The organism is Streptomyces sp. NPDC090127 (assembly GCF_044746945.1).
GTDB lineage: Bacteria > Actinomycetota > Actinomycetes > Streptomycetales > Streptomycetaceae > Streptomyces.
Map to the genome: position 1 here is coordinate 205409 of NZ_JBIVDE010000006.1, position 21288 is coordinate 226696.

The 21288-nt window shown below is 72.4% G+C and carries 16 protein-coding genes; 7 read left to right on the plus strand and 9 right to left on the minus strand.

Going from position 1 to position 21288, the window contains the following annotated elements; translation table 11 throughout:
* Window positions 1–10: 10 nt before the first annotated feature.
* Complete coding sequence (gene pepN, locus ACIPPS_RS22965; protein WP_401435086.1) at window positions 11–2581, plus strand: aminopeptidase N; 2571 nt, start codon at window positions 11–13, stop codon at window positions 2579–2581.
* 166 nt (window positions 2582–2747) lie between these two features.
* Window positions 2748–3575 carry a hypothetical protein gene (locus ACIPPS_RS22970; RefSeq protein ID WP_401435089.1) on the plus strand — a complete coding sequence of 276 codons (828 nt, stop codon included), beginning with the start codon at window positions 2748–2750 and terminating at the stop codon, window positions 3573–3575.
* Between the two features lie 10 nt (window positions 3576–3585).
* On the opposite strand, the gene ACIPPS_RS22975 is transcribed toward ACIPPS_RS22970, so the two are convergent.
* From ACIPPS_RS22975 to ACIPPS_RS22995, 5 genes are all read right to left on the minus strand, one after another.
* A complete protein-coding gene (locus ACIPPS_RS22975; protein ID WP_401435091.1) occupies window positions 3586–4722 on the minus strand; it encodes a serine hydrolase domain-containing protein in 1137 nt (378 codons plus the stop codon).
* Window positions 4723–4829: 107 nt separating this feature from the next.
* Entirely contained in the window at window positions 4830–5297 is a 468-nt protein-coding gene (locus ACIPPS_RS22980) for an NUDIX hydrolase (RefSeq protein WP_401435093.1), read from the minus strand.
* 17 nt (window positions 5298–5314) lie between these two features.
* Complete coding sequence (locus tag ACIPPS_RS22985) at window positions 5315–5794, minus strand: HPP family protein (protein WP_401435095.1); 480 nt, start codon at window positions 5792–5794, stop codon at window positions 5315–5317.
* A complete protein-coding gene (locus ACIPPS_RS22990; RefSeq protein WP_401435098.1) occupies window positions 5791–6681 on the minus strand; it encodes a pyridoxamine 5'-phosphate oxidase family protein in 891 nt (296 codons plus the stop codon). The genes ACIPPS_RS22985 and ACIPPS_RS22990 overlap by 4 nt, the downstream gene beginning before the upstream one ends.
* A gap of 324 nt (window positions 6682–7005) precedes the next feature.
* Window positions 7006–7461 carry a VOC family protein gene (locus tag ACIPPS_RS22995; protein ID WP_401435101.1) on the minus strand — a complete coding sequence of 152 codons (456 nt, stop codon included), beginning with the start codon at window positions 7459–7461 and terminating at the stop codon, window positions 7006–7008.
* Between the two features lie 119 nt (window positions 7462–7580).
* Between ACIPPS_RS22995 and ACIPPS_RS23000 the strand changes: the two genes are divergently transcribed.
* The 5 genes from ACIPPS_RS23000 to pepN (ACIPPS_RS23020) all read left to right on the plus strand — a co-directional run bounded on the left by ACIPPS_RS23000 (window position 7581) and on the right by pepN (ACIPPS_RS23020) (window position 17016).
* Complete coding sequence (locus ACIPPS_RS23000) at window positions 7581–8123, plus strand: CGNR zinc finger domain-containing protein (RefSeq protein ID WP_401435103.1); 543 nt, start codon at window positions 7581–7583, stop codon at window positions 8121–8123.
* 197 nt (window positions 8124–8320) lie between these two features.
* Window positions 8321–11638 (plus strand): S8 family serine peptidase, encoded by a 3318-nt coding sequence (locus ACIPPS_RS23005; protein ID WP_401435105.1) that lies wholly within the window; start codon window positions 8321–8323, stop codon window positions 11636–11638.
* A 170-nt stretch (window positions 11639–11808) separates the two neighbouring features.
* Window positions 11809–12825, plus strand: coding sequence for an aspartate-semialdehyde dehydrogenase (locus tag ACIPPS_RS23010; protein WP_401435108.1), 1017 nt, complete (start codon window positions 11809–11811; stop codon window positions 12823–12825).
* Window positions 12826–13067: 242 nt separating this feature from the next.
* Window positions 13068–14387 carry a TerD family protein gene (locus ACIPPS_RS23015; RefSeq protein ID WP_401435109.1) on the plus strand — a complete coding sequence of 440 codons (1320 nt, stop codon included), beginning with the start codon at window positions 13068–13070 and terminating at the stop codon, window positions 14385–14387.
* A 52-nt stretch (window positions 14388–14439) separates the two neighbouring features.
* Window positions 14440–17016, plus strand: a complete 2577-nt coding sequence (gene pepN, locus ACIPPS_RS23020) for an aminopeptidase N (RefSeq protein WP_401435111.1) — start codon at window positions 14440–14442, stop codon at window positions 17014–17016.
* Between the two features lie 130 nt (window positions 17017–17146).
* Here pepN (ACIPPS_RS23020) and alc read toward each other — a convergent pair whose 3' ends face one another.
* From alc to ACIPPS_RS23040, 4 genes are all read right to left on the minus strand, one after another.
* Window positions 17147–18292, minus strand: coding sequence for an allantoicase (gene alc, locus ACIPPS_RS23025; RefSeq protein ID WP_401435113.1), 1146 nt, complete (start codon window positions 18290–18292; stop codon window positions 17147–17149).
* Window positions 18293–18377: 85 nt separating this feature from the next.
* Window positions 18378–19298 carry a LysR family transcriptional regulator gene (locus tag ACIPPS_RS23030; RefSeq protein ID WP_401435116.1) on the minus strand — a complete coding sequence of 307 codons (921 nt, stop codon included), beginning with the start codon at window positions 19296–19298 and terminating at the stop codon, window positions 18378–18380.
* Window positions 19299–19318: 20 nt separating this feature from the next.
* Window positions 19319–20242 (minus strand): DMT family transporter, encoded by a 924-nt coding sequence (locus ACIPPS_RS23035; protein ID WP_401435804.1) that lies wholly within the window; start codon window positions 20240–20242, stop codon window positions 19319–19321.
* Between the two features lie 35 nt (window positions 20243–20277).
* The gene (locus tag ACIPPS_RS23040) at window positions 20278–21258 is read right to left on the minus strand and encodes an EamA family transporter (protein ID WP_401435119.1); all 981 of its coding nucleotides are present in this window, start codon (window positions 21256–21258) and stop codon (window positions 20278–20280) included.
* Between the last annotated feature and the right edge of the window lie 30 nt (window positions 21259–21288).

The following is a 21288-nucleotide window of genomic DNA, read 5'->3' on the forward strand; positions in this document are numbered from 1 at the left end:
AGGAGTGACCGTGCCCGGTGAGAACCTGTCCCGTGACGAGGCCCGCGAGCGGGCCGAGCTGCTGTCCGTCGACGGGTACGAGGTCGCCCTGGACCTGCGCTCGGCGGTCGGCGAGGCCGGTGGGACCGGCGAGGAGATCCGCACCTTCCGGTCCGTGACGACGATCCGCTTCCGTCGTACGGGCCCGGGCACGGCGACCTTCGTGGACCTGATCGCCCCCGCCGTCACGTCGGTCGAGCTGAACGGCCGCGCGCTCGACCCGGCGGCCGTCTTCGACGGGGCGCGGATCGCGCTCGACGGCCTGGCCGACGACAACGTCCTGGTGGTCGACGCCCAGTGCGCGTACAGCCGGACCGGCGAGGGCATGCACCGCTTCGTCGACCCGGAGGACGGCGAGGTCTACCTCTACACGCAGTACGAGCCGGCCGACGCCCGCCGGGTGTACGCCACCTTCGAGCAGCCCGACCTGAAGGCCCCGCACCTCTTCTCGGTGGCCGCGCCCGAGGGCTGGACGGTGTGGAGCAACGGCGCCGGGGAGCGGGACGCCGAGGGTGTGTGGCGGTTCGCCGAGACGGCGCCGATCTCGACGTACATCACGTGTGTCGTCGCCGGGCCGTACCACTACGTCACGGACACCTACACGCGCACGCTGGCCGACGGGACCGAGCTGGAGATCCCGCTCGGCGCGATGTGCCGCAAGGGGCTCGCCAAGCACTTCGACGCGGACGACGTCTTCCTCATCACCAAGCAGGGCTTCGACTTCTTCCACGACAACTTCGACTACCCGTACCCCTTCGGCAAGTACGACCAGGCCTTCGTCCCCGAGTACAACCTCGGCGCGATGGAGAACCCGGGCATGGTGACGTTCCGCGAGGAGTACATCTACCGGGGCAAGGTCACGCAGGCCGCGTACGAGCGCCGGGCCAACGTCATCCTGCACGAGATGGCCCACATGTGGTTCGGCGACCTGGTCACCATGGTGTGGTGGGACGACCTGTGGCTGAAGGAGTCCTTCGCGGACTTCATGGGCTCCTTCTCGCTGGCCGAGGCGACCCGCTTCACCCACAGCTGGGTGACCTTCGCCAACAGCCGGAAGTCCTGGGCGTACCGCGCCGACCAGCTGCCGTCCACCCACCCGATCACGGCCGACATCCGTGACCTGGAGGACGCCAAGCTGAACTTCGACGGCATCACGTACGCCAAGGGCGCGTCGGTCCTGAAGCAGCTGGTGGCGTACGCGGGGCGGGACGCGTTCCTGGAGGGCGCGCGCCGGTACTTCAAGCGGCACGCGTACGGGAACACCCGGCTGACCGACCTCCTGTCGGTCCTGGAGGAGACCTCCGGGCGCGACATGAAGGCCTGGTCGCGCTCCTGGCTCCAGACCTCCGGCGTCAACACCCTGGCGCCCGAGGTGACGTACGACGCGCGGGGGCGGATCACCGAGCTCGCCGTCGTCCAGGGCGGCGACGAGCCGCGCCCGCACCGGGTGGCCGTCGGTCTCTACCGGCTGTCCGCGGACGGCGAGCTCGTCCGGTACGCGCGGGCCGAGGCGGACGTCGTCGGCGCGCGGACGGTCGTCGCCGAGCTCGCGGGGTCCGACCGGCCGGACCTGGTCCTCGTCAACGACGACGACCTGACGTACTGCAAGGTCCGTTTCGACGAGGGCTCGCTCGCGACGCTGCGGGCGCACCTGGGCGACATCACGGACCCGCTGGCGCGGGCGCTGTGCTGGTCGGCGCTGTGGAACCTGACGCGGGACGGGCTCATGCCGGCCCGGGACTTCGTCGCGGTCGCGCTGGCCTTCGCGGGCCGCGAGACGGAGATCGGTGTGCTCCAGATGGTGCACGCCTGGGCGCGGTCGGCGGTCACGCACTACGCGGCGCCGGCGTGGCGCGCGGAGGGCGGGCGGCTGCTCGCCGAGGGCGGGCTGCGTGAGCTGCGGCTGGCCGAGCCGGGCAGCGAGCACCAGCTGACCTGGGCGCGGTTCTTCGCGGCGACGGCCGGGGCGGAGGCGGACTTCCAGCTCCTCGAGGGGCTGCTCGACGGGACGGCGAAGATCGACGGCCTGGATGTCGACCAGGAGCTGCGCTGGGCGTTCCTGGAGCCGCTGGCCGCGTACGGCCGGGCGGACGAGGTCCGGATCGGCGAGGAGCTGGCCCGCGACGACACGGCGACCGGCAAGCGGCACCAGGTCCGCTGCCTGGCCTCCCGGCCGTCGGCGGCGGTCAAGGCGCAGGCCTGGGCACAGGTCGTCGAGTCGGACACGCTGTCGAACGCGCTGGTGGAGGCGACGATCGGGGGCTTCGTCCAGCCGTCGCAGCGGGAGTTGATCGCGCCGTACGCGGAGAAGTACTTCGCGGCGATCGAGCGGCTGTGGGCGGACCGTTCGATCCAGATCGGGATGGACGTCGTCCGGGGCCTGTTCCCGGGCCTTCAGGACGACGAGTCGACGCTGACGGCGACGGACGCGTGGCTGGCGGCCCACGAGAGCGCGGCGCCGGCGCTGCGCCGCCTGGTCCTGGAGTCCCGCGACGACCTGGCCCGCGCGCTGCGGGCGCAGAGGTGCGACGCGGGGGCGTAGGCGAGGAGCCCGTCACGGGCACCGGCGGTGCCGGTGTCCGCGACGGGGGTCGGGAGCATCCCTCATCGGCAGTCGAACGTGCGTACTTTAGGGCGAGGTTGTCCCGGTTTGGCGACGCGCTTGTAACAGCGGTTAGTGAGGGGGCGGGGAGCGGAAGACCCCCGGCATGAACCAGAACACCCCCATCACCCCCCGGCCCCTCCCCCTCACCGCCGACCGGCTGCGGGCCGCGCTGCTCCACACCCGGGACTCCGAGGCGATGATCACCGGGCTCGCCGCGCTCGCTCTGCACCGCTTCTCCTCCGCCCCCGCGCTGCCCGCCCTGGACCGGATCGACGTCCTGGTGCCGCGCACCCGCCGGCCGCGCTCCACCGGCGGGGTCCGGGTGGTGCGGGCGCAGGACATGCCCGAGCCGCTGGACCTCTCCGGGATCCCCGTCGCGCCGGTCGCCCGGGCCCTCGCCGACGCGGTCTCCGGGCTGACCGACGCCGGCATGGTGCGCCGGCTGCTCACCGAGGCCGTGCGCGGTGGGCACTGCGAACCCGGCATGGTGGTACGGGAGTTGAACCGAGCCCGGCTGCTCGACCGCCCGCACGTCGTCGACGCCGTCGACTCGCTGCTCGCCGAGGGCCGGAGCATCGCCGAGGAGCGGCTCTACCAGATGGTGCGGGAGTTCGCCCTGCCGGACCCGCTGTGGAACGTGGACCTGCGGCTGCCCGGCGGACCGCACCTCGGCGGCCTGGACGCCTACTGGCCCGACCAGGCCGTGGCCCTGGAGCTGGACACCCGGGCGCCCCGGCAGGACGACGACGCGCTGTGGTCGGAGTACACCCGTAAGCGCGAGCACCTGGAGCGGCTCGGCATCACGGTCGTCCACGTCACCCCGCGCAAGCTGCGCGAGGCGATGGACCAGCAGGCCACCGTGGTCCGTACGGCCCTGATGGCCGCGAAGGACCGGCAGCCCGCCGCGTACGTCGTCGTCCTGCCGCGGTGAGCCGCGGGTGTCAGCTGCCGCAGAACTCGGCCTCGACCACCCGCTGACTGTCTCCCGCCCAGTCGGCGTTGAAGTTCAGGGCGAGCGAGTGCTCGCCGTCGCGGGTGGTGTGGGCCTCCGAGGAGGAGCCGTGGATGCCCCCGCCGTGGCCCCAGACCTCCTTGCCGCAGCTCAGCTTCTGCTGCTGGAGCCCCAGGCCGTAGGAGAACTCCGGGTGCTCCGCACTGATCGGCACGGTCCGCGTCATCTCCCGCAGTTCGCCCTTCGGCAGCAGCTTCCCCTTGAACAGGGCCCGGTAGAACGTCTGCAGATCGTTGGAGTCGGAGATCATCTCGCCCGCCGCGTGGGCGAGGGACGGGTTCAGCTCGGTGACGTCGTGGATCGTCGTCGCGTCCGGGTCGATCGAGAGCTTCGAGTACGCCCGTGAACTCGGCTGCGGCAGCGTCGTCCTCGTCCCCGGCACGCTGGTGGCCCGCAGCTTCAGCGGCTTGACGATCCGCCGCTCGACCTCCTTGCCGTAGGGGCGGCCGGTCACCTTCTCGATCACCATCCCGGCCAGGACGTAGTTGGTGTTGGAGTACGACCAGGCGGTCCCGGGGGCGAAGTCCGGCTCGTGGGTCATGGCGACGGCGACGAGCTGCTCCGGGGTCCAGGTGTCGTACCGGTTCTCCAGGAACTCCGGGCCGAAGACCTTCTGCTGGAACCCCGGGTCGGAGGTGACGTCGTAGATCCCGCTGGTGTGGTTGAGGAGCTGGCGCACGGTGGTCTTCCGGCCGTCGTGGCCGTGGCCGCGGACCACGCCCGGCAGCCACTTCTCGACCGGGTCGTCGAGGTCGAGGCGGTGCTCGGCCTGGAGCTGGAGCAGGACGGTGGCGACGAAGGTCTTGGTGATCGAGCCGACCCGGTAGCGGTCCTGGCCGCCACGCTCGCCGGCGGTCCCGGTCCAGCCGGTGCGGCCGGAGCGGGCCTGCGCGACGGCTCCGGGCACCCCTTCCGCGACCGCCGCGTCGAGGGCCTGCTGGGTGGCGGTGTGACCGGGCTTCTTCGACGTCGTCGCGGCGACGGCGGGTGCGGCGAGCGCTCCGGCCGTGAGGGCCACCACGGCGGTGGCGGCGAGGGCGGTGCGTGCTGCGCGTACGGATGTCATGCGGGTTCCCCTGTTCGCGTGCGGTTTCCACGGGTGTACCGCGGTCGCGGGAGGGGACCCGGGGGCGGGGCGGGGGGTTGAGCGGGGCTGCTCCGGTTGAGCGAGTTTCAGCCGTTCGCGGGATCGGTGAGCCGGGAGCGTCCGACGGGAGGGCGTTCGCGCCACAACTGGATGCCGATGTCGACGAGTTCGACGCGGGGGAGGTCGGGGACGGTGGCGATCGGATGCCAGGCGGCGAGGTCGGTGGAGCCGCCGGTCTCGGGGCGCAGGGAGCCGCCGGTGATCCGGGACGCGTAGAGGATGCGCAGGCCCTGGAAGTCGCCGGGAGCGGCGGGTCTGCGGAGCCAGGCGCGGCGGACGGAGTCGATGCCGAGCAGCGCGACCGGCTCGGTCAGATAGCCCGTCTCCTCCTCCACCTCGCGGACGACGGTGTCGACCGGCTCCTCGCCGTGGTCCATCCCGCCGCCGGGCAGCGTCCACCGCTTGACTCCGGTGCGGTCCACCCAGCGGGCGAGGAGGATCTCGTCGTCACGGACACACACGGCGTAGGCCGCCACCCTCAACTCCTTCTTCATGGAGTGAGGTTAGAACGTCAGAGCCAGTAGGTGGGGTACGTCCGCCCGGTCACGCGGGCGCCCGCGAGGCCGACGGCGACGAGCAGGGCGCTGGCGAGGGCGAGCAGTGCGAGGAAGGTGAGGAACGGCGGATTCTGGAGGGTGACGATCACGGCCGTGGCGGCGGCGGGCGAGTGCGGGGTGCGGGCCGCCATCATGACGCCGAGCGCGAGGCCACCGGCGAGCGCGGCGCCCCAGAGGGACGGGCCGGTGACCAGGAGCACGCCGAAACCGGTGAGCGCGGAGAGGAGTTGGCCGCCGACGACCGAGCGGGGCTGGGCGAGCGGCAGGTCGGGGGCGCCCGCCACCAGCGCCATGCTGGCCGCCAGGGGCGGGATCAGCAGGGGCTGGTGGAGGACGGTGCCCAGGGCGACCAGGGCGAGCAGGGCGGTGACGCTGACGGCGGTCGCCAGGGCCACGGCCCTCGGCTGCGGGCGGGCGGGGGCGGTGGTCGTCATGCGGGGTCCTCGGGGGACGCGGGATCTCCGGACGGGCGGAGGGGTGGGTTCGCCGGGGAGAACTCGGGGTCCGACCACCGCAGGGGGCTCGCGGACGGGGACTCGACGACCCGCTCGATCCGCAGCCGGGTGGTGCGGCTGCCGTCCTCGGCGTACGTCGTCGCCGCCGCGCCGGAGAGCTGGAGCGTGGTGCCGGTGCGCCAGTCGGGGAAGAGCAGGCCCGCGCGGTCGTCCGCCTCCAGATTGCCGAGGGTCAGGAACATCGCGTTGCCGGGGTAGTCCCGCCAGCTCAGTTCCGTGGGCGACGCGACCTCGACGAAGCCGGGGAGGCCGCCGCGGTGGCTCGCGTCCAGGCCGTCGGGGGCGGCGGTCGCGATGAAGAAGGTGTCGGCGGCCCGGACGAACCCCTGCTGGGCGGGGGTGAGCGCGGCGCCGTGGAGCGGGGCGCCGGGCGGGGTGGTGTGGTCGGGGGCGTACAGCTCCCGCTTCTGGATGTACTTCGGGCAGTTGGAGAAGACCTGCTCCGCCTCGACGGTGAAGCCGCGGGCGCTGGGGCGGGCGACGCCGTTGAGGCGCATACGGCGCCGGGTGCGCGGGTCGAGCGCGATCGTCCCGACCGGGGCGGGGCCGGGGGCGGGCGGCGGGGCCGCCACGGAGATCGTGTGCGGGCCGGTCGCCCGGGCGAAGCCGGGGGCGCCGGTCAGGAGCGTGCTCCAGAGCCGGCCGTCCCCGTCCGCCGCGGCGAGCACCAGCATGGGCTGGAGCTCAAGGAAGGCCGCGGCGACGGGCCGGATGCCGGCGGAGATGGAGCGCCCGATGTGGGCGGCGGCCTCCCGGACGCCGACGCGGTCCTGGACGGCGCGGGAGCCTGCGTTGTAGGCGTCCATGACGTGGGCGACCTTTCGTGGACGGGGGCGGGGGCGGGGGCCGGGGGCCGGGGGCGGGACGGGGACGGGCGCCGGGGGCCGGGGGCGGGGGCCGGGGGCCGTCCCTCGGGTGGGGTTCGGCCTCGGCCCTCGGGTGGGGTTCGGCCCCGGCCCTCGGGTGGGGTTCGGCCCCGGCCCTCGGGTGGGGTTCGGCCTCGGCCCTCGGGTGGGGTTCGGCCCCGGCCCTCGGTGGGGTGCGTGTTCCGGCCCTCGGTGGGGTTCGGCCCCGGCCCTCGGTGGGGGTGCGTGTCCGGCCCTGCCCCGGGTGGGGCGTGGGCCGGTTGGTTAGAAGAAGCCGCAGGTCGGGGCCCCCTCGGTGGGGGCGTGGGCATCCTCCCCGCCGTTCGGGGCGAAGATCTCCAGGCGGGTGCCGTCAGGGTCGTGGAAGAAGATTCCGCCCGAGGCGCCGCCCTCGGAGTGCGGGACCACGCCCTCGTAGGCGAAGTCCGCCCCGCGCGCCTTCAGCGCCTCCTCCGCCGCCTTGACCCGCTCGCTCGACTCGGCCTCCCACGCGAGGTGGTGCAGGCCCGCGCGGCCGGAGTCGTACGCGCCCTCCGCCTGCTGCCAGAGCGTGAGGACGAGCTGTCCGCCCTGGCCCAGGAAGGCGTACCGCCGCCCCTCCTCCTTGCCCTCGCCGAGCACCTCGAAGCCCAGCACGTCTCCGTAGAACCCGAGCGAGCGCTCCAGGTCCGTGACGTTCAGCCCCACGTGGTTGGTCTTCAGCGTTCCGATCGCCGACATGGCGATTCCCCTCTCCTCGGCCGAGCGCTAACCTGTGAACGTCACGTTAGTGGTTAGAACAAGGTCGCGCAACCAGTCACGTAACCTTGAGGGGTTAGTTCCTCCAGGAGGTGCCCGTCATGACCGTGTCCGACCCCCGGCCCCTGGTCGGCGAGCCCGTCTCCCTCGACCTGCTGAACACCCGCTGGATGGCGGACGGTGTACGCCAGGACCTGCTCACCGACACCGAGGGCCTGGCCGTCTGGCTCGCCGCCAACGGGCTCGACACGCGCTTCACCGCCGACGCGGCCACCCTCCGGCACACGCTCACCGCCCGCGACGCCCTCGCCGGGCTCGTCGAGCGGCCCGGCGACCCCGACGCCGTCACCCGGGTCGACGCCGTGCTCGACCACGGCCGCATCCGGGCCACCCTCACCCCCGAGGGCCCGGGCGAGGCGCCCGAGTTCGCCGACCCCGCCTGGGGCCCCGGCTGGACCGCCGCCCGCGACCACCTCGACCTGCTGCGCAGCGCACCGGACCGCATCCGGTCCTGCGCCCACGAGGCGTGCATCCTGCACTTCTTCGACACCTCACGGAACGGCACCCGGCGCTGGTGCTCGATGGCGATCTGCGGCAACCGGGCCAAGGCCTCGCGCCACTACGCCCGTACAAAGGACAACTAACCAGCGGTAAGCGGGGGTCGGCTCGTCACGTTTCGCACGGTTACGTCCTCCGTGGCGGATCACGCGAGGTGGCGGATGTGCGCCACGGCGCCATCCCGCCCACTCCAACTCTCTACAAACCCCTGTCACTTGCGAAAGGCTGAGCGGTCATCCGGTACCGGAATCCGGACCCTCTTCTTTCACAAACAGGGATGTAAATGACCACCCCCGAAACTCAGAGCTCCATATCCGGGCGCTCGACCCCCGGGCACAGACGCGCCGCCCGGATCGCCGCCGCCGCGGGCCTCGTGACCGCGCTCATCGCGGCCGGCGCCGCGCCGGTCCTGGCCGCCGACGACCCGGCGACCACTCCCCCGGTCAAGTCCTCCGACTCCGCCGACAAGCTCGGCCCGACCGACGCCCAGCGGCTCACCGAGGCCGAGGCGACCGGCGAGAAGAACGTCACGATCCTCGTGGCCACCGCCCCCGGCGCCACCGAGCAGGTCGCGGGCCAGCTCGACGCCGTCCAGGGCGCCTCCGTCGGCCGGCAGGACGACAAGCTCGGCTACGTCCGCGCCACGATCCCGACCGCCAAGGCGGAGGCCGCCATCAAGGCGGCCACCACGCTCTCCACGGTCCAGTCGATCGACCTCCAGGCGGAGATCCAGCTCGACGACCCGACCCCGGACGCCGGCACCGCCGGCGCCGTCGAGGGCACCACGGTCAGCCGGACGTACCCGGCGCCGGGCAAGAACACCCCGGCGAAGAACCCGTACAACCCGTCCCACGAGACGGGTGCCGTCGACTTCGTCGAGGACAACCCCCGCGCCGACGGCCGGGGCGTGACCATCGGCATCCTCGACTCCGGCGTGGACCTCGGTCACCCGGCGCTGCAGAAGACCACCACCGGCGAGCGCAAGATCGTCGACTGGGTCACCTCCACCGACCCGCTGACCGAGCAGGACGGCACCTGGCGCGCCCAGATCACTCCCGTCGCGGGCCCGGTCTTCACCGCCTCCTCGCAGTCCTGGAAGGCGCCCGCGGGCACCTACCAGTTCAGCCGCTTCAACGAGGCCATCACGGCCGGCGGCGACCCGGCCGGTGACATCAACCGCGACGGCGACACGACCGACCTCTTCGGCATGCTGTACGACCCGGCCGCCGGGACCGTCCGCGTCGACACCGACCAGAACAACGACTTCACGGACAACGCGCCGATGAAGCCGTACAAGAACGGGTACCAGGTCGGCTACTTCGGTACCGACAACCCGGCCACCGAGGTCGTCGAGAAGACGCCGTTCGTCGTCGAGATCCGCAAGGACGTCGCGATGGACCCGCTCGGCGGGACCTGGGTCGGCAAGAAGGCCGACTTCGTCAACATCGGCGTCGTCGAGTCCTCCCACGGCACGCACGTCGCCGGCATCACCGCCGCCCACAGCCTCTTCGGCGGCAAGATGAACGGCGCGGCGCCCGGCGCGAAGATCGTCTCCTCGCGCGCGTGCACCTGGACCGGCGGCTGCACCAACACCGCCCTCACCGAGGGCATGACGGACCTCGTCGTCAACCGCGGCGTCGACATCGTCAACATGTCGATCGGCGGCCTGCCCGCGCAGAACGACGGCGACAACGTCCGCGCCCGTCTCTACACGCGACTGATCGACCAGTACGGCGTGCAGCTGATCATCTCGGCCGGCAACTCCGGCCCGGGCATCAACACGATCGGCGACCCCGGCCTGGCCGACAAGGTCGTCTCGGTCGGCGCGGCGATCTCCCGGTCGACCTGGGCCGCCAACTACGGCTCGGACGTCACCAAGTCGTACGCGATGTTCCCCTTCTCCTCGCGCGGCCCGCGTGAGGACGGCGGCTTCACCCCGACCATCACCGGTCCGGGTTCGGCCGTGAACACCATCCCGACCTGGCAGGCCGGCGCCGGCGTCGCCGAGTCCGGCTACGCGCTGCCCGCCGGTTACGGGATGCTCAACGGCACCTCGATGTCCTCCCCGCAGGTCGCGGGCGCGAGCGCGCTGCTGCTCTCGGCCGCGAAGCAGAAGCGGATCGAGCTCGACCCGCTGACCCTGCGCACCGCGCTCACCTCGACCGCCGAGCGGATCCCCGGTGTCGCGGCGCACGAGCAGGGCTCGGGCCGGATCGACATCACCGAGGCCTGGGAGTCGATCAAGGACGGCGCCACGGCGCACGACTACAAGGTCGAGGCCCCGGTCGACACCGCGATCTTCCCGGCCCCGCACACCGGCACCGGTGTGTACGACCGTGAGGGCGGCCTCAAGGTCGGCCAGAAGAAGGTCTACGACGTCACCATCACGCGCACGAACGGCCCGAACCGGCCGATCGAGCACGAGCTGGACCTGAAGTACAACGACGGCACCTTCCGGATCCTCGGCGACGACGACGTCGACCTGCCGCTGAACAAGCCGGTCACCGTCAAGATCCAGGCGAAGCCCACCACCACCGGTGTGCACAGCGTGATCCTGGAGGCCGACGACGACCGCACCGAGGGCGTCGACAAGCAGATCCTGGCCACCTCGGTCGTCGCGTCCGACCTGGTCGCGCCCGGCTTCGGCCTCTCCGCCCAGGGCTCCGTCCAGCGCAACAGTCACAAGTCCTACTTCGTGACCGTGCCGGAGGGCGCCAAGACCCTCGAGGTCGCCCTCGGCGGTCTGAAGGAGAAGAGCCAGACCCGGTTCATCTCGATCCACCCGTACGGCGTGGCCTTCGAGTCCACCGCGTCCAACGTCTGCTACCCGCACTACAACCCGGGCAACGGCTGCCGCGCGGACCTGCGTTCGTACGCCAACCCGACGCCGGGCGTCTGGGAGATCGAGGTCGAGGCGCGTCGCACCTCACCCGACCTGGACAACCCGTACAAGCTGGACGTCTCGGTGCTCGGCGCCGCGTTCGACCCGGCCGTCCAGACCGTTCCCGAGGCGAAGGTCGGCACCCCGGCCGCCGTCGAGTGGACCGTCACCAACGAGTTCGCCGGCATCGAGGGCAAGCTGAAGGGCGGCCCGCTGGGCTCGGCCAAGGTCGAGACGCCGACGATCCAGCACCACGAGCAGCAGATCAAGACCGTCACCGTCGGTGAGGGTGTCGAGCGGCTCGACGTGGCGATCGGCAACACCTCGGACAAGGCCGCCGACCTCGACCTGACGGTCCTGCTCGACGGCGTGCAGGTGGGCCAGGCCGCCGACGGCGACTCGGAGGAGGCCGTCTCGCTGGTCAAGCCGGCCGCCGGTACCTACACGATCGTGATCGACGGCTACTCGGTGCAGGCCGCGGGCGGCACGACCTTCGACTACAAGGACGTGTACTACTCGGCCGCGCTCGGCAGCGTCCAGGTCGACTCGGCCAAGAGCTACCCGCTGGCCAGCGGCGCGAGCGCCACGGTCGGCGCCCAGGTGCTGGTCGCCGGTGCCGCGCCCGAGGGCCGGCAGTTCTTCGGCGAGGTCCAGCTGGTGAACGCGCGCGGCACGGTCGCGGGCGCGGGCAGCGTCGTGATCGGCAAGGTCACTCCGTAACACCGCAGTACGTGACACGCACCACGCGTGAGGGGCGGGCGCCGGGAACGGCGCCCGCCCCTTCCCGTATCGCTCCCGTCCCGAACCTCGGACAATGGATTGGACAAGCCGGGCCAGGACATACGCATCATGGACCGCAGCAGCCTGCACAAACGTACGGAGGAACCCCCGTGAAGGTCGGAATCGTCGGAGCCACCGGTCAGGTCGGCACAGTCATGCGCGGCATCCTGGCCGAGCGGAAGTTCCCTGTCGACGAGCTGCGGCTCTTCGCCTCCGCCCGCTCCGCCGGCACCGTCGTCGACGGGGTCACGGTCGAGGACGCCTCCACGGCCGACTACACCGGTCTCGACATCGTCCTGTTCTCCGCCGGTGGCGCGACCTCCAAGGCCCTCGCCGAGAAGGTCGCCTCGCAGGGCGCGGTCGTGATCGACAACTCCTCCGCGTGGCGCCGCGACCCCGAGGTCCCGCTGGTGGTCTCCGAGGTCAACCCGCACGCGATCAAGGACCGCCCCAAGGGCATCATCGCCAACCCGAACTGCACCACGATGGCCGCCATGCCGGTCCTCAAGCCGCTCCACCAGGAGGCCGGCCTCACCGCGCTGATCGCCACGACCTACCAGGCCGTCTCCGGCTCGGGCGTCGCGGGCGTCGCCGAGCTGCGCACGCAGGCGTGCGCCGTCGCCGAGAACGCCGACCAGCTGGCGTTCGACGGCGAGGCCGTGGAGTTCCCCGAGCCGGCCGTCTACAAGCGCCCCATCGCCTTCAACGTCGTCCCGCTGGCCGGCTCGATCGTCGACGACGGCACCTTCGAGACCGACGAGGAGCAGAAGCTCCGCAACGAGTCCCGCAAGATCCTGGAGATCCCCGGCCTGAAGGTCTCCGGCACCTGCGTGCGCGTCCCGGTCTTCTCCGGCCACTCGCTCCAGGTCAACGTCCGCTTCGAGCGTCCCATCAGCGTCGAGCGCGCGTACGAGCTGCTCAAGGACGCCGAGGGCGTCGAGCTCTCCGAGATCCCGACTCCGCTCCAGGCCGCCGGCAAGGACGTGTCGTACGTGGGCCGCATCCGCGTGGACGAGACCGTGGACAACGGCCTGGCGCTCTTCCTGTCCAACGACAACCTGCGCAAGGGCGCCGCGCTGAACGCGGTGCAGATCGCGGAGCTGGTCGCGGCGGAGCTGCGGGGCTGAGAACCGCTGTCGTACGGGGAGGGGCGGCCGTCCGGGAGGGCGACCGCCCCTTTCGGCGTCCCACGCCGGACGGTCACGCGCCACGCGGGCACGCGGGCACCCGGGCACGCGGGCAACCGGGCCCGCGCCGGACGGTCGCTGTCGGGCGGTCGCTGTCGGGCGGTCGCCGTCGGGCGGTCACCGTCGGGGCGGAATTCGGACAACGCGTTCGAAGCCGGGCCTCCGGGTGACAGGATCCGAGCATGACCCAGCTGCCCAAGGGCGCCAGCCTTCCGGTGCCCACCCAGGTTCTCCAGGTCGCCGTGGCCTGGCAGACCGTTCCCGGCGCGCCCGACGTGGACGTCTCCGCGCTGCTGCTCGACGGCGGCGGGCGGGTGCGCGGGGACGGGGACCTCGTCTTCTACAACCAGGTCGAGCACCCCTCCGGCGCGGTACGGCACCTGGGGAAGTCGGCGCCGGGCGCGCCGGGCAGCGCGGCGGCGGACTGGCTGTGGCTCGACCTCGCGCGCGTGGAGCCCGCGATCGACCGGGTCGTGGTCGCCGCCTCCGCCGACGGCGGGCCGTTCGGCCGGGTGCCCGCGCTCGACGTCCGGGTCACGGACCTGGCGGGCGGGCCCGTCGCGTACTTCGCCATCGGGAACGCGACGAGCGAGACGGCGTTCGTCTTCGGCGAGTTCTACCGGCGCGAGGGCGGCTGGCGGTTCCGCGCGGTGGGGCAGGGGTACGCCTCCGGGCTCGCCGGGCTCGCGACGGACTTCGGCATCGTGGTCGAGCCCCCGCCCGCCCCCATCCCGGGCCCGGGCTACGTCCCCCCGCCCGCCCCGGCCCCGGGCCACGTCCCCCCACCGCGGCCGGCCCCCACCCAGGCGTACGCCCCCGCCGCCCAGCAGGCGCGCGGCCCGGGCCCCGCCGGGACGTACGGCCCCTTCGCGCCGCCGGTCGACGACCAGGCCCCGGTGTACGCGCCGCCCGCCGCGTCCTCGTACCCCGGCGTCGACGCCTTCTCCTCGTCCTTCCGGCCCTCCGCCCACCAGGGGCGCGGCAAGGAGACCGTGCACTGCGACCCGGCCCTCCCGCCGGGCTGGGCGCTCCTGGAGATCGAGTCGTACCACTCGATCTCCACCACCATCGAGTCCTGCGACGCCTACGGCCGCGCCGAGGACTATCTGCTCACCGCCTACGAGGACGACGTCCGGGCCCGTACCGTCGCCGTCGTCCCGCGCGACCGGCCGCTGAGCCTGCGGGTCGAGGCGGACACCCCCTGGACCCTGCGGGTCCTCCCGCTCAGCCACGCCCGCCGCTTCGACAGCCACATCGAGGGCCTCGCCCACGACCTCGTCGTCTACGACGGGCCGCCGGCCGTCCTCGACTTCTTCCACCACGGCGAGTCGAACTTCACCGTCCACCAGCACACCCCGCCACGCGAACCCGCCTACGACGTGGAGGACCAGGACCTGCTCGTCAACGAGATCGGCGAGGTCCGCGTCAGCGCGCCCGTGCCCGGCCCGGGACTGCTGCGGATCAGCGGGGACGGGCCGTGGAAATGTGCGGTGCGGCGCTGAGCCGGTGCGTGGAAGGATGACCCAAACGTCACGAAACCGAGGAGTTGACCGGGTGCCTGGCACAAACCTGACCCGTGAAGAGGCGCAGCAGCGGGCGAAGCTGCTGACCGTGGACGCGTACGAGGTCGAACTCGACCTCTCCGGTGCGCAGGAGGGCGGCACCTACCGGTCCGTCACCACCGTCCGCTTCGATTCCGCCGAGGCGAACGCGGAGACCTTCGTCGACCTCGTCGCCCCCGCCGTGCACGAGGTCGTGCTCAACGGGCACGCGCTCGAGGTGGCCGCGGTCTTCCGGGACTCACGGATCGCGCTGCGCCATCTGCACGAGGGCCGGAACGAGCTGCGCGTCGTCGCGGACTGCGCGTACACGAACACCGGTGAGGGCCTGCACCGCTTCGTCGACCCGGTCGACGACCAGGCGTATCTGTACACCCAGTTCGAGGTGCCGGACGCCCGTCGGGTCTTCGCCTCCTTCGAGCAGCCGGACCTGAAGGCGACCTTCCAGTTCACCGTGAAGGCGCCGAGCGGCTGGACGGTGATCTCCAACTCGCCGACGCCGGAGCCCAAGGACGACATGTGGGTCTTCGAGCCCACCCCGCGGATCTCCACGTACATCACGGCGCTGATCGCCGGGCCGTACCACGCGGTGCACTCGACCTACGAGAAGGACGGCCAGACCGTCCCGCTCGGCATCTACTGCCGGCCGTCGCTCGCCGAGTACCTCGACGCGGACCACATCTTCGACGTCACGCGCCAGGGCTTCGACTGGTTCCAGGAGAAGTTCGCGTACGACTACCCGTTCGCCAAGTACGACCAGCTCTTCGTGCCGGAGTTCAACGCGGGCGCGATGGAGAACGCGGGCGCGGTCACCATCCGCGACCAGTACGTCTTCCGCTCGAAGGTGACGGACGCGGCGTACGAGCGCCGGGCCGAGACGATCCTGCACGAGCTCGCGCACATGTGGTTCGGCGACCTGGTCACCATGGAGTGGTGGAACGACCTGTGGCTGAACGAGTCGTTCGCGACCTTCACCTCGGTCGCCTGCCAGGCCGCCGTGCCGGGCACCCGCTGGCCGAACGCCTGGACCACCTTCGCCAACGCGGAGAAGACCTGGGCGTACCGCCAGGACCAGCTGCCGTCCACGCACCCGATCATGGCCGAGATCAACGATCTCGAGGACGTGCTGGTCAACTTCGACGGCATCACCTACGCCAAGGGCGCCTCGGTGCTCAAGCAGCTGGTGGCGTACGTCGGTCAGGACGAGTTCTTCAAGGGCGTCCAGGCGTACTTCAAGGCGCACGCCTTCGGCAACACCCGGCTGTCCGACCTGCTCGGCGCGCTGGAGGAGACCTCCGGCCGTGACCTGAAGGCCTGGTCGAAGCTGTGGCTGGAATCGGCCGGCATCAACATCCTGCGCCCGGAGATCGAGACCGACGAGAACGGGGTCCTCACCTCCTTCGCGGTCCGGCAGGAGGCCCCGGCGCTGCCGGTGGGCGCCAAGGGCGCGTCGACGCTGCGTCCGCACCGGATCGCGATCGGCTTCTACGACCTGGACGCGACGGGCAGGCTGGTCCGCACCGACCGTCTGGAGCTGGACATCGAGGCGGCCGAGCTGACGGCCGTACCGGAGCTGACGGGCAAGCGGCGCCCCGCGGTCGTGCTGCTCAACGACGACGACCTGTCGTACGCCAAGGTCCGGCTCGACGAGGAGTCGCTGAAGAACGTCACGGCGCACCTCGGTGACTTCGCCGAGTCGCTGCCGCGCGCGCTGTGCTGGGCCTCGGCCTGGGACATGACGCGGGACGGCGAGCTGGCGACGCGCGACTACCTGGACCTGGTCCTCTCCGGCATCTCCAAGGAGAGCGACATCGGGATGGTGCAGTCGCTCCAGGGCCAGGTGAAGGCGGCCCTGGAGCTGTACGCGGCGCCGGAGTGGCGTGAGGCGGGGCTGACCCGCTGGACCGACGCGACGCTGGCGCACCTGCGCGCGGCCGAGCCGGCGAGCGACCACCAGCTGGCGTGGGCGCGGGCGTTCGCCGCCACGGCCCGTACGCCGCAGCAGCTGGACCTGCTCGCGGCCCTGCTGGAGGGCGGCGAGTCGATCGAGGGCCTGGCCGTCGACACCGAGCTGCGCTGGGCGTTCGTGCACCGGCTCGCGGCGACCGGCGTCTTCGACGAGTCGGAGATCGCGGCGGAGCTGGAGCGGGACCGTACGGCGGCGGGCGAGCGGCACGCGGCGACCGCGCGGGCGGCGCGTCCGACCGAGGCGGCCAAGGCCGAGGCGTGGGCGTCGGTGGTGGAGTCCGACAAGCTGGCGAACGCGGTGCAGGAGGCGGTGATCGGTGGCTTCGTGCAGACCGACCAGCGTGAGCTGCTCGCTCCGTACACGGCGAAGTACTTCGCCTCGATCAAGGGCGTCTCGGAGACCCGTAGCCACGAGATGATCCAGCAGATCGTGGTCGGCCTGTACCCGACGCTCCAGGTCTCGCAGGAGACCCTGGACGCCACGGACGCCTGGATCACGGAGAACCAGCCGGCTCCGGCGCTGCGGCGTCTGGTGACGGAGTGCCGTGCGGGGGTCGAGCGCGCCCTGAAGGCACAGGCCGCGGACGCGGCATCGGCCGCGTAGCGAGGCGGATCCGGCGGAAGGACGAAGGGGCACCCTCCCCCACGGAGGTGCCCCTTCGTCCGTTCGAGTCCGCTCGGCGGGCGGGCGTCGTGCGCGGCCGCCCGCCGGGCGGAGATCTTCGGTCGGGCGCTCAGCCGCCGAGCGCCGTGTAGCGGGCGCGGAGGTCGGCCGCGCCCTGCTCCGTCAGCGCGCCGTGCAGGCGCATCCGGGCGACGCCGCCGTCGGGGAAGGCGTCGAGGCGGACGTGGGTGACGACGGCCTGCGCGGGGAGCTTGAAGCGGTGCAGGGTGTCGGGCTGGAGCTTGGTCCGGGGGATGATCTCGAACCACTCCGCGCTTCCCGAGGGGTCGCCGTTGCAGCCCTGGAGCGCGATCCAGCCGGCCGAGTTGCCCTTGAGGTAGGCGGTGTCGATCTCGACGGCGCGTACGGCGCCCTGGGCGGCGAGCCGGAAGCGGACCCAGTCGTTGGTGTCCCGGACCCGGCGGCGGCGGTTCTCCCAGCCGTCGTCCATCTTGCGGGAGGTGCCGGGCAGGATGATCTGGGTCGGCGAGGAGTAGAACTTGTCCGACGCGTCCTCGTACACGCCTCCGTTGAGGACGGAGACCAGGTCGAGGGTGCCGAGCAGCTCCAGCCACTCGGGGTCAGGGACGACCTCGCCGTGGACGCGCAGCCGCGCGATGCCGCCGTCGGGGTGCTGGCAGACCCGTACGTGGGTGAAGCGGCGCTCGGCGTCGATCTCGAAGCCGTTGGCGGCGTGGCCGCGCACGGGGGTGGGCGGGACGAGCTCCTCCCACTTCACGTCGTCGGCGAGCAGCTGCTCGGGGCTGGGCGACCCCTCGACGGCGGTGGCCTGGATCGAGACGCGCTGCGGGTAGTTGCCGCGGAAGTGGGCGGTGTCGACGATGATGCCGCGGATCACGCCGGGGGCGCCGAGGCGGACGATCGCCCAGTCGTGGTCCTCCGGGGCGGGGAAGACGTTCTCGGCGTCGGCCCCGCGGCGGCGGCGGGTCTCCCAGCCGTCCATGATCTTGCCCTTGTGGCCGAAGTGCTCCGGGTCGAAGACGGCGCGCTCGCGGACGAGGAGGTTCTCGCGCTCGGCGAAGAACTCGTCGTTGGCGGCGACGACACCGGCGCCGAGACGACGGTCGGCCAGGTCGACCAGCTCGGTGAAGGAGAAGTCACCGGTGCGGTAGTCGGCGTACGGGTCGCCACCGCCGTAGGGCGCGGCGTCGTTGGCGTGCGGGTCGGCGTTCACGGCGTTCTCGTCGAAGCTCATGGATCGACTGTGCGCCCGGGGAGCGTTCCAGGTCCATCGAATGTTTTCGACAGGTACTTTCAGCCGAACTGAATAATGGGGCGGCTCACTGCACCGTCTCGCGCTGGACGGCGGCCTGCCGGAGCGCGGTGAGCACGCGGGCGACGGCGGGGCCCTCCTCGGCGCCGCGCCGGACGGCCGCCACGACATGGCGGCGCGGCTGGTCGGCGGAGAGGACCCGCATGACGACCCCGCGCTCGCCGCGCCGTTCCGCGGAGGCCATCCGGGGCACGAGGGCGACGCCCATCCCGGCCTCGACCATGGCGAGGATGGTGGTCCAGCCGGCGGCGCTGTGGGCCTGTTCGGGGACGAACCCGGCGGCCTCGCAGGCGGCGGTGGTGATCTCGGACCAGGGTCCGGAGCCGCCGAAGATCCACGGTTCGGCGGAGAGGTCGGCGAGCCGCAGGCCGGGCGCGTCGGCGAGCGGGTGCCCGGCGGGCAGGGCGACGTCGAGCGGGTCGGCGAGGAGCGGGACGCGGCTGAACTTGGGGTCGCGCGCGGAGGGGGCGTGGGCGGCCAGCGAGAGCGCAAGGTCGACGTCGCCGGTGGAGAGGAGTTCGTACGCCTCCGCCGCCTCGGCCTCGCGGATCCTGACGTCGAGTCCGGGGTGGGCGGTACGGAGCTGCTGCACGGCGGGGACGACGAGGGCGGGCACGGCCGTGGAGAAGGCCGCCACCCGCACCTGGCCGGCCTCGCCGCGCAGATACCCGTCCAGCTCGGCGTCGGCCCGCTCCAACTGGGCGAAGACGACTTCGGCGTGGCGCAGCACGAGATGCGCGGCGTCGGTGAGCCGCACCCGCCGCCCCTGTGCCTCCAGGAGCTGCACACCGAGCTGCTTGGCGAGGTTGGTGAGCTGCTGGGAGACGGCCGAGGGGGTCATGAGCAACGCCTCCGCGGTCGCGGTGACGGTCCCGCGCTCACGGAGGGTGCGAAGAATGTGCAGCTTCTTGATGTCCCACTCGCTCATGGGGCGCAACCTACCGGGGGTCACCTCCCCCGGGCGCCGGCCAGGGCCACGCCGCCCAGGATGAGCACCATGCAGGCGCCGCCGAGGAGGCCCAGTTCCTCGCCGAGCAGGGCGTAGGAGAGCAGGGCCACGCAGACCGGCTGGAGGTAGTAGACGACTCCGGCGCGGGCCGCGCCGATCAGGGCGATGGCCTTGTTCCAGGCGAAGAAGGCGACGGCGGAGGAGAGGACGCCGACGTAGACCAGGGGGCCGACCGTGCCCGTCGTGGGCTCGAAGCCGCCCTGGGCGGCGAGGCTGACGCCGTAGGCCGGCAGGAGCATCAGGGCGCCGAGGACGAAGGTGGTGAAGAGGAAGGCCAGGCCGCCCAGTTCGGCCGGGCGGCGCTTGAGCAGGGCGCTGTACGAGGCGAAGCTGACCGCCGCCGCCAGCATCCAGAGGTCGCCCGCCGTGAGCCGGGTGGGCAGGGCCCCCTCGCCGACCAGGAGCAGCACGCCGACGCAGGCGATCAGCATGCCGGCCACCCGGCGGGCGCCGAGCCGGGCGCCGCCGAGGCGTTCGTACACCGCCATGAGGACCGGGGAGGCGGCCATGATCATGCCCATGTTGCCGGCGGAGGTGGTGAGTCCGGCCTGGTTGACCAGGGTGTTGTAGACGGTGACGCCGAGCAGCGCGGCGAGGGTGACGAAGCCGAGGTGACGGCGGATCAGCGCGCGCTGCCGCCAGGTCTCGCGGATCGCGAAGGGGGCGACGGCGAGGATCGCGACGATCCAGCGCCAGAAGGCGGCCTGGACCGGCGGAACGGAGTCGTGCAGGGCGCGGGAGGTGACGAAGCTGCCGGACCAGACGACCGTGGCGACCAGTGCGAGGAGCAGCCCCACGCCGGAGCCCCGCGCGAGGAGGCGCGGGGCGGCGGAGCCGAGCCGGGTGGTGCGGACGTGGTCCAGGAGTGCCACGGTGGTCCCTTCTGTCGGTGTGGCCTCTACCGTCGCACCGAGAAAACCTCCAGGTCCATCGAAACTTTCTGAGTCTTCTGTTCAGTTGAACTGAAAGGTGCGCGAGGGGTCTGGGGTGCGGGAGAGGCCTGGGGTGCGCGAGGGGTCTGGGGTGCGCGGGGGGCCAGCTGGCCGAACAGGGTGGCCCCGAAGGCGATCGCCATGCCGACGAGCTGCACCGGACCGAGTGCCTGACCGAGCGCCACCCAGCCGACGACCGCCGCGGTGAGCGGCGACAGCGGGCCGAGGAGGGTCACCGAGGAGGCGCTCAGCCGCTCGATCCCCCGGAACCAGAGGAAGTACGAGATCGCGGTGTTGCCGAGGGCGAGGTAGGCGTAGCCGAGCAGGTTGGTGGAGTCCAGCGCCGGCGGGGCGCCCTCGACCAGGGCGGCGATCGGCAGGATGACCAGGCCGCCGGCGGTGAGCTGCCAGCCGGTGAGCGCCAGCGCGCCCACCCCTTCGGGGCGGCCCCAGCGCTTGGTGAGGACGACGCCGGCGGACATCGAGAGCGCCGACAGGAGCCCGGCGAGCACGCCGACCGGATCGAGTCCCGCGCCCGCCTTCAGGACGACGAGGCTGACACCGAGGGCGGCGACGACGGCGGTGAGCAGGGAGCGCACGGTCGGTCGGTCACCGAGGAGGAGCGCGGCCAGACCGACCACGAAGAGCGGGCCGACGGAGCCGACGACCGCCGCGACCCCGCCGGGCAGCCGGTAGGCGGCGAGGAAGAGGAGCGGGAAGAAGGCACCGATGTTGAGCGCTCCGAGGACCGCCGCCTTCCACCACCAGGCGCCCCGCGGCAGCTTGCGGGTGAGGGCGAGCAGCAGGAGTCCGGCGGGCAGCGCGCGCATCAACCCGGTGAAGAGCGGCCGGTCGGGCGGCAGGAACTCGGTGGTGACGAAGTAGGTGGAGCCCCAGGAGATCGGTGCGAGTGCGGTCAGGGCGACGACGGCGGCCTTACGGGACATGACGGATCCCCCCTCCGCCCGGAGCGACGG